Annotated in this window: 7 protein-coding genes and 1 pseudogene; 3 read left to right on the forward strand and 5 right to left on the reverse strand. The window is 65.9% G+C overall.

The genetic code is table 11. The features are described 5' to 3' along the window. The 3 genes and pseudogenes from RT567_RS09915 to RT567_RS09925 form a co-directional block, all read left to right on the forward strand. Positions 1 to 516 (forward strand): annotated as a pseudogene (locus tag RT567_RS09915) (zinc carboxypeptidase); the annotation flags it as partial. 157 nt (positions 517 to 673) lie between these two features. Next, complete coding sequence (locus RT567_RS09920; protein ID WP_313576192.1) at positions 674 to 883, forward strand: hypothetical protein; 210 nt, start codon at positions 674 to 676, stop codon at positions 881 to 883. Positions 884 to 959: 76 nt separating this feature from the next. Next, positions 960 to 1,508 carry a hypothetical protein gene (locus RT567_RS09925; RefSeq protein WP_313576194.1) on the forward strand — a complete coding sequence of 183 codons (549 nt, stop codon included), beginning with the start codon at positions 960 to 962 and terminating at the stop codon, positions 1,506 to 1,508. On the opposite strand, the gene RT567_RS09930 is transcribed toward RT567_RS09925, so the two are convergent. The 5 genes from RT567_RS09930 to RT567_RS09950 form a co-directional block, all read right to left on the reverse strand. Further along, a complete protein-coding gene (locus tag RT567_RS09930; protein WP_313576203.1) occupies positions 1,505 to 2,773 on the reverse strand; it encodes a dicarboxylate/amino acid:cation symporter in 1,269 nt (422 codons plus the stop codon). The two genes, RT567_RS09925 and RT567_RS09930, sit on opposite strands and share 4 nt — an antisense overlap. Positions 2,774 to 2,834: 61 nt before the next feature. Then, positions 2,835 to 3,764 (reverse strand): DUF6999 family protein, encoded by a 930-nt coding sequence (locus tag RT567_RS09935; protein WP_313576196.1) that lies wholly within the window; start codon positions 3,762 to 3,764, stop codon positions 2,835 to 2,837. Beyond that, complete coding sequence (locus tag RT567_RS09940) at positions 3,761 to 4,501, reverse strand: iron-containing redox enzyme family protein (protein ID WP_313576198.1); 741 nt, start codon at positions 4,499 to 4,501, stop codon at positions 3,761 to 3,763. The genes RT567_RS09935 and RT567_RS09940 overlap by 4 nt, the downstream gene beginning before the upstream one ends. Further along, a complete protein-coding gene (locus RT567_RS09945) occupies positions 4,441 to 5,577 on the reverse strand; it encodes a beta-ketoacyl-ACP synthase III (protein WP_313576199.1) in 1,137 nt (378 codons plus the stop codon). Before RT567_RS09945 ends, RT567_RS09940 begins: the two co-directional genes overlap by 61 nt. A gap of 119 nt (positions 5,578 to 5,696) precedes the next feature. Further along, entirely contained in the window at positions 5,697 to 8,717 is a 3,021-nt protein-coding gene (locus RT567_RS09950; RefSeq protein WP_313576201.1) for a TonB-dependent receptor domain-containing protein, read from the reverse strand. Positions 8,718 to 9,246 lie beyond the last annotated feature (529 nt).

A 9,246-nucleotide genomic window follows, 5' to 3' on the forward strand; every position in this document is an offset into this window, starting at 1 on the left:
ACCGACCCCGATTCCAAGCTGCTGGAAAGCCGCCGCGAGAGCGCCGCCTCCGGCGACGGCGACAAGGATGAGAAGGACGGCGGCAGCGAGATCGCCACCGACGCCGAATACATGGCCCTGACCGGCCACCACGGCGGGGCGCCCGATCCGGTCGCGGGCGTCCTGGCCAGCGCCGTGGTCGACAACGAGCACTGGCTGGGCGCGGGCGTCGCCCCGACGCTCAGCGTCATGGTGCGCGGCTCGGACATCTACACCCCGCTGGCCCGCGACCAGGGAACCAACGTCGTGCGCCTAGCCGGACCGGATCAGGTGCTGGCGTCGGGCCAACTATGGGCCGAGAACCAACGCCAGCTGGCTTATAAGCCCGTCGCCATGGCCTCCGAAGTCGGTCGCGGCCAGGTCGTCGCCTTCACCCAGGACGTGACCATGCGCGCCTTCCTGGAAGGGCTGAAGCCGCTATTCCTCAACGCCGTCTTCCGCGGCCCGGCGCATACGTCGGGCACGAAGGGGAACTGACCTAGCGCCCCCTTAAACAGAAGCCGGACCGATGAAGGGCTGCGGGACGTCAGGTCTCGCAGCCCTTTTCATATGCCGTCGCCGAAAGCCTCAGGAGGCTTTGACACCTGCGCCCGCACAGGCTTTGCTGCTTCCATCAGCAGGGAGCCGACCACGCATGCCCATCCAGACGCCGCGACCGCCTGCCGATGACGGCGACTGGACCCTGCTGCAAAGCCGGATCGACCGTAGCTTCTGGCAGTGGGACCGGCGCCGCGAGCCGGAGGCGCCCATCACCAGCCGTTTCGTCATCCTGCGCCCGCCCGAGCGCCTCGACTACGACACGTTCGACGAGGCCGAGGCCATGTTCGAAGCGATGGAGGAGTAGACCCATCCGCGCCTCCCTGCTTGCCGCGCCCCTTCTTCTGCTCGGCGCCTGCGCCTCCGGCGTCGGGGGTCTTCCTGTGCAATGGCAGGGCGGCGGACCGCCGGTCGCCACAGCGCCGAACGGGCCCTGCCCCGCGCTCGAAGGAACCTACTGGTCTGATGGGCATGAGCGGACGCCTGCGGCCGGTCCGGCTGTCCTTCAGCAGGTTCTCGGACACGATCTGGGCCTGACGGAGCTCCTGCCCACAGACGGCCCGCTGGACACGACCACGGCCTTTTCGCGTGAGGGCGATGCCTGGCGCGTATGGGATCTTCATGGCGAAGCCCGGCTCACGATCGACGGGGAGCCGTCGTTGCTGGACCGCAACTGGGCGGCGCACGGCTCACGCATCGCCGGATGTGCCGACGGGCGTCTGTGGATCGGTCTCAGCAGCGTCCGCACCCAGTATGAGAGCATGACCGAGACGCGCGCTCTGGGCGTCCTGTCGCCCGCTCCGGACGGCAGTCTGCTGATTGAGGTGCGGACGGAGCGCCGCCACTACGGCCTGCTGCCCTGGCCGTCCGTCCAGCGTCGGTCGGCGCGCTACAGCTTCGCTCCAGCCACCGCACCCCGCACCGTATCCTAGACGTCTTCGCCCCGGACCTCGCCGCCCTGGACGATGCGGACCACGGCCAGGTCTGCCGTGACGTTGCCCAGGGTGCGGAAGATGTCGGGCACCACCTCGACCGCCAGCAACAGCGGCAGCAGCTCCAGCGGCACCCCCATGGCGATGCAGATGGGGGCGATCGAGGCGAAGAAGCTGGCCTGACCCGGCAGGCCCACCGTGCCGATCGAGATCAGCACCGCCGTCAGCATGGCGGCCAGAAGCTGCCCTGCCGAAGGCTCCAGCCCGAACAAATGGGCGCAATAGATGGCCACCCCCAGATTGGCGACCGGGCTGGTGATGCGGAACACCGCCACCGCCAGCGGCAGGACCAGCCCCGCCGTCGACCGCTTGACGCCCAGTTCATCGACCGCCCGCTCGACCATGACCGGCAGGCTGGCCAGCGACGACTGGGTTGAAAAGGCCACCACCTGCGCCGGGGCCGCCGCCCGCGCGAACCGGCCCAGGCTCACCCGGCCGAAGACGACCGCCAGCGGATAGAAGATCAGGCCGATGCCGATGCAGGCGATGGAGATCAGCGCCACATAGTGCAGCAGCACCCCCGCCGCGCTGGCCCCCGCCGTCAGCCCCACCCCGATCGACAGGGCGAAGACGCCCAGCGGCGCCGCCTTCAGCACCCAGCGGACGATGACGATCATCGTCTCGCCCACCGCCTCGAAGAAGGTGATCAGCGGAACGCGCAGCCGCTCGGACAGGCCCGACGCCGCAAAGCCGAAGAAGACGGCGAACACCACCATGCCCAGGATGGCGTCCTCGGCCGCCGCGCGGATCGGGTTGGCCGGTGCGATGGTCTTGACGAACTCGCTGAACGGCGCGCCCGCGCCGACGCCCTCGGCGCCCTCCGGCTTGATGGCCAGCAGCAGGCGCGACCCTTCCGGGTCGATCGGCCACAGGGCGTGCAGCCCATAGGCCGCCGCCACGGCGTAAATGGTCGCAAAGACGATCAGCCCCCCGAACCAGGCCACCGCCTTCAGCGCCAGACGCCCGGTCCGCGCCGCATCGGCGATCGAGGCGATGCCCGTCACCAGCAGGCTGAACACCAGCGGGATGATCGTCATCCGCAGCGCATTCAGCCACAGCTGGCCCAGCGCCTGGATGAAGTCCGCCGTCACATGGCCGCCCGGCAGGCCCCAGCGCTGCGCCGCCGCCCCGGCCAACAGGCCCAGCACAAGCGACAGCAGCACCAAGGTGCTGAGAGAGGTCAGAAGAAAACGCGCCGATTTCATACCAGCCACGCTAGCAGCCGCCGCGCCCCGCGCCAGCGGAAATCAGCACACGCCTCACGCCCTAATGCGGCGCGCCCGAGTTGGCCGGGTCCAGAGGCAGGCCCGCCGCCTGACGCGCCTTCATCACTCGCAGCCAGCCGTGCATGGCCTCTGAATCAAGCCCGTGCATCATCAGCCGATAGCCCGCCTGCAACGTCGACAGCGCCACCAGCGGGTGGCCGTTCTTCACAAAGGCCATGTGGTAGCTCGTGCCGAGGATGCGGGCGATGTAGATGGCCATCACCTCATCCAGTTGCAGCGAACTGGACGCCCGCACGAAGTCGTCGCGCGGCAGCATCAGGGCGTAGATGGGGGTGTAGAACTCCACCGCCGTCTGCACATCGACGAAGTTGTGCCATTTGCGCGGAAACTCCTCGAACGGCGGAAACACGTCCGAGATCATGGAGAAGTCGATGCGCTCGGGCGGCATCAGCTCGCGCCCCTCGGCGCGCAGCACGGCGTTCATCTCGATAACGAAGTTGAAGATGTTCAGGTCGTGCTGAAGGAACAGGTCCGGCTCGATGTCCTTCAGCCGCGTCGGCGTCAGCGGCCATTTGGTCACCTTGTCGCCCACGCCCGCATTCTCGCGCACGAAGGCGGTCAGTTCCGATCCGACATGGAAGTGGCGCAGGATCACACGGTTGGCCTCGGGCGTGGCGAAGGTCCGCAGGCCCCAGTGGATGGTCTTGTGCAGCAGGCCGTTCAGGTTCGGATATTTGGGCGAAATGACCCGCAGCACCTTCACCAGACAGAAGAACAGAAACACCAACGGCCGCGCCACCGGGAACAGCCAGCGCCGCGAGCGCGAGCGCGCATCCAGCAACAGGTCGCGCTTGGCCGCGTCGTCGATCGGCAGGCTGTGGTCCAGATACAGCGCCATCCACGGATCGGGATCCTTGGGGTCGAACCGCGCGGGGTCGAATGGATCCTCGTGCGGCTTGTAGTATCTCACGCCGCGATCTCCTCGATCTGCAGGGCGTAGAGGCGGGCCGTCACCTTGGCCGTGGTGACGATGCGTTCGGCGATGAAGGGATCGGGCAGGACCATGCCCAACATCTCCTCGAACTCCTTCATGTGCTCGGCGTCGTTGTCGCCGTGATACAGCAGGAAGCGCACCGCCACGTCGGGCAGCTCCAGCCGCTCCTGCACCTTCAGGCCCCACGGCTTGGCCTTGATCGAGCCCAGCCCCTCAATGACGAACATGGCGCCCAGCAGGCCGAAGGGATCGGGCTTCGACGCCTCATGGAACATCCAGGCCGACAGGGCCTCGGACCCGACGTTCTTAGGCGCCGACTGAATGTCCTCCAGCGCCCCGCCCGCCGCCACGAAGTCGGCCTCCAGCAGACGGAAATCCCGATGCTCCGTCACCGCATGGCGCATCAGGGTCGAGCGCAGCTCCAGATGGTCCTCGCCGATGTTCGACGCCGCCCGGCTCATCCACAGCGCCCCGTCCTTCACCTGCTGACGCAGGTTGATCAGGAAGGCGTGGTAGTCAGCGGTTTCGAACCGCCCCCGCGTCAGCTTGCGGATCAGGGGCGTTGCCTCCAGCCGCTGCTCGAAATCGGCGAAGACGACCGCCAGCTTCCTCAGGGTGTCGGCGACCGCCGCCTCGGCCAGTTGTTCCGCCATCACACAATCTCCAGCATCATGAAGCCGATCATCGCCCGCCCGCTTTCGGGCACGATGCACAGCACCTTGTCTCCACGCTTTCCGCGTCCCGACTTCAGGAAGGCGTCCAGCATGACCCAGATCGAGGCCGAGCCGACATTGCCGCTGTCGGCCAACGTCGTGAACCACTTCTCCTCGGGGATCATCGCGGCGGTGCTTTCCAGCAGGCCGACGATCTCCTGACGCAGCGACCGCGCGGAGTAGTGACACAGCAGATGGTCGACCTGATCGGGCACGATCCGCCCGGCGTCGACCTTCTCCAGCCAGACGCCGATCCAAGCGCGGATGACAATCTTCAGCAGCTCGAAATCCTGCAACAGGGCCACCGCCCCTGCCGCATGGGCCGCCGCAGGGCCTGCGTGGCTCCAGGCGCTGGTCATGTCGGCGCGCGCCTGCGGCGTCGATCCGGCCCACATGCAGGGATCAAAACGCCCGGCCAGAGAAGTCATGTCGATCCACTCGACCTTCAGGCTCAGGCCGTCGGGCTTCGGCCTCGGCTCCATCACCACGGCCCCCGCCCCGTCCGACAGGGTGAAGCGCAGGAAGTCCGCCTCGATCCGCGCCCGGCCCTTCTCGTCCACCAGGGCCGTGCCCTCATAGAAATGAGGGCGGAACCATCGCGAGGAGAACTCGCCCGCACAGGCGGCGGCCACATCCGCCTCGCCCGCCCGCACGCTCAGCCACGCCCCCTTGGCCGCCATCAGGGCGCTGGCGCAGACCGACTGATAGCTGAACGCCTCGAGCGGCCCCGCGCCCAGTTCGGCCTGAACCGCGCTGGCGTGGCCGGGCACCAGATAGTCGCCCTGCGTCGCCGCCGCGCCCAGATGCTGTAGATCGCCGAGGCTCAACCCCGCCTCGTCCAGCGCCGTCTGCACCGCCGCGGCGCACATGGAGGCGTTGGAGTGCAACGGCGCGCCGTCAGCGTTCAGGGCGTAGTGCCGCCCCTCGATCCCGTTCCAGCGCAGGGCGCGACGCCCCACGGCGGACGCCCGCCCGCCGATGCGGCCGATGAAGTCCTCCATCCGATCGTTGCCGATCCGCTCGCCGGGCAGGACGGCGCCGGTCCCGGTGATGAAGACGTCGCGAAGCTCACTCATGGCGCGGACCTTGGCGACCCGCCCCGCTTCGCACAACCCAGAAACTGCCGTTTCAAAAGCAGAAAGGGCGGCGGACCGAAGTCCGCCGCCCTCTCCTCAACCTGAAATCAGGTCAGACCTTAGAAGGACTTCGTGAGGTTCACGAAGGCCGTCCGGCCCAGGTAGTCGTAGCCCGAGTACAGCGGGGCGTTGCCGACCCGGTTGTACACGCCCGACGAAATCGTCGGCGGATCTTCGTTCAGCAGGTTGCGAACGCCGGCCGTGACCGTCCAGCCTTCTGCCGTGTACTGAACCGAGGCGTTGTGCAGCCAGTAGTCCGGCACATCGAAGTCATACTGGGTCGTTGCCGGGTCCAGGCCATAGTAGTCGTAGCTGTCCATGCCTTGGATCCACTCGACGCCATAGCGCACGCGCCACTTGTCCCACGCATAGGAAACGTCAGCATTCCCGGTGAATTCCGGGTTGTTGAGCATGCCCTTGTCGTCTTCCAGCGGGTCGTCCGCGAACAGCTTGCTGGAGATTTCCGTGTACTGAGTGACCGCCAGGTTAAACAGCGCCGTACCCGGTCCGACGTCCTTGCGATAACGCAGGGTGTAGTCCAGGCCCTTGACGACGTCAGTCGCCAGGTTGACGTAGCCGTTCTCAACCGTGAGCTGGTTGTTCTTGGCCGGATTGCGCGAGACGAGTCCGCACATGCCGATCTTGTTGGCGAAGTCTTCCGGACGCGAGTCGTAGCACTCGGACAGGATGTTCGAAGCGCCATAACGCGCCACGCCGTTTTCGACTTCGATCTCATAGTAGTCGACGGCGAAAGCCAGGTCGCCCCAGCCTTCCGGCAGGGTCGGCTGCAGAACCATGCCGATCGTCAGGTTGGTCGAGGTTTCAGCCTTCAGATTGTTGGCCGCGCCGCCGACGCTGTAGACCGTCACGCCGCTGGTCGCCTGGAAGTTCGGCAGCAGACCCAGCGAGGCGCAGTTGGCGACCCGGTTTTCGTTGACGCCGTCTTCGCCGTAGCTGTTGCAGGGGTCAGCCGAAGCAGCCTGGAAGCCCGAGGTGGCGCCCAGGAACTGTTCGAACAGCGCCGGAGCGCGGTACGACGTGCCGTAGGTGCCGCGCAGCGTCAGCATGTCGATCGGGCGGTAGACCAGGCCGACCTTGTAGGTCGTGTCGTCGCCGTACGAGTCGTAGTCCGTGTAGCGGAACGAGGCGTTCAACGTCAGTTCCTGAGCGAACGGCGCGTCACGCAGCAGCGGGGCTTCGACTTCACCGAACACTTCCCAGACCGAGTCCGAACCGCGGGTCGGCTGCGAGCTGGAGTAGTTGTACAGGTTGGCGTTGATCGAATCGATCGCAGGCGTGTCGTCGATTTCCGAGTCGCGCCATTCCGCGCCGAAGAAGCCCATCACCTTACCGGCCGGCAGATCGAACAGCGGGCCGTCGATGCCGAAGCTGACGATCTTCTCTTCGAACTCGGTGACGCCCTTGACCGGACGGAACACGTAGTCGACCCAGGTCTTCGGCAGCACGCCGCCGATGGTCTGCGAGCTCAGGGCCGGCGCCGCGACGCAGCCCGGGTTCGAGGCCAGGTTACGGCACTGGAACTGACCCGGTGCGGTTTCGACCACGTCCAGGCTGGCGATCATGCGATCCTGCAGGAACTGCTGGCTCGTGTATTCCGAACGCGACTTGGAATAGCTGGCCGACAGATCGTAGCGCCAATCAGGGATGAAGAAATCACCCTTGATGCCGACGAGGTTGCGGTTGAAGCGCTGCTCTTGATGCGAGCGGTCGTTGCCGAAGCCGATGAAGGCGCGAACGCCGATGTCCTGGCCCTGGTTCAGGCCCTGGTCAGCGGAAAAGACGCTGTTGCGCAGGTCGCCGGCCGGGATCAGCGGGCTGCCCTTGGCGTAGTCCAGCGTCAGCTGACGGTAACCCGTCTGCGACGACTCACGGTTGTTGATCAGGAATTCGCCATACAGTTCGGCGTTGCCCAGGGCGTTCAGCTGGTAGCCGCCTTCACCGTACAGGGTCACGATCTCGACCGGCGAAACCAGCGAGTTGTTCAGCATACGGTCGTCGAAGGTGTCGCGAACGTTGAGGTTCACGCCCGTGCCGCCGACGCCTTCGAAGCCGGCCATCGCGCCAGTCGTGACGCCCGAGTTCGGACGGAAGCGGTTGAACAGACCCGCACGTGCGCCAACGGCGGCCGTGCCGGCGATTTCGCGGAAGGTGCGGTTTCCGGCGCTGTTCAGCGGGCCTTCGACCCCGACGCCGATCGTGTTGATCGACGAGCCGTTCGAACCGGTCGAGGTGATCGGGAAGCACTTCGACTGGCCGGTCAGCGGGTCGATGTAGTCGCGGCTGACGCCGGCGGCGGTCGGACGACGGCCATCGGTCTGGCAGCGCGTGAACTCACGGTCGCGCAGGGTCAGTTCGTCGCGTTGATAGTACTCGACCGAACCAGCCGCCCGCCAGCGATCGCCGCGCGTGCCGCCCGTCAGCGACAGACGGCTCGAACCGCCGTTGCCGTTGGCTTCCAGCGGCTCGTTGCGCTGGGCTTCGAAGATCAGGCCTTCGAAATTCTTGCGGGTCTGGATGTTGACCACGCCGGCCACGGCGTCCGAGCCGTACACCGACGAGGCGCCGTCGCGCAGGACTTCGACGCGGTCGATCATGGCGGTCGGCAACACGTTCAGGTCGGCCGAGCCGACCGAACCGCGCGAACCGGCGGGCGAAACGCGACGGCCGTTCAGCAGCACCAGGGTGCGGCTCGGGCCGAGGCCGCGCAGGCCGATGGTGTTGGCGCCGGGGCCGCCGTCCGTGACGTAGCCGCCGAACGAGTTGTTGATCTGCGAGGTGCCGCCCGTGACGGCCGTGCTCTGCAGCGCTTCCGTGGTCGAGGCGAAGCCTTGCAGGGTCGCTTCTTCGCGCGTCACAACCTGAGTGGGCGAAGGCGCGTTATAGTTGTCACGGCGGATACGCGAGCCGACGACGACGATTTCGTCGACTTGGGTCGCTTCCTGGTCAGTATTCGAAGCGCTTTGAGCAAGCGCCGTCCCCGGAATAAGCATGGCCATCGACAGTGCAGCAGCTCCAGCCGCCATCGTCGTGCCCAGCAGGTAGTCTTTACGAGTGCGCATAAGCCTCTGTGTACCTGTTAATTGTTACTGAACATCACACCGTTCCGTGAACGATGCTGAAAACCAATGTTCGTCATTACGCTTCTTGGCTGTGGCAATGGCTATGGCTGGCTCGTCATAGCATCAACCTATTTCTTTCAATAAACCATTGTTAGGGCAAATTATGAGGCATTTTTGACGCGCAAACGCCGAGTTCAAACCGTTATTTTGTCTTTTTTCACCACATTTTGCCCAACTATGTCTTCAATAAGGCCGTTCCGACACATTTAAGGCGATGTCTGAGCGGAATCATGGCGACCTGAAGATCAACCTGTGGTCGCAACAAGACGGACCCAGACGCCCCTCGCCACGCTCTAGCGCCTTGGGCGCACGCGCATTACCTTGATGTTCATGGCTCGTTCCCCCTCGAAGTCGGCTAAGCCCGTCCACACGCCCAATCCCGGCCTCAGTGAAGCGCCCGTCGCCTTCGATCACGGACGCGCGCCCATGTTCGCGCCCGTGACCGGCCCGCGCCTGACACCCGAGGAGG

The sequence above is a fragment of the Brevundimonas sp. genome (assembly GCF_032107865.1).
In the GTDB taxonomy this organism is placed as follows: domain Bacteria; phylum Pseudomonadota; class Alphaproteobacteria; order Caulobacterales; family Caulobacteraceae; genus Brevundimonas.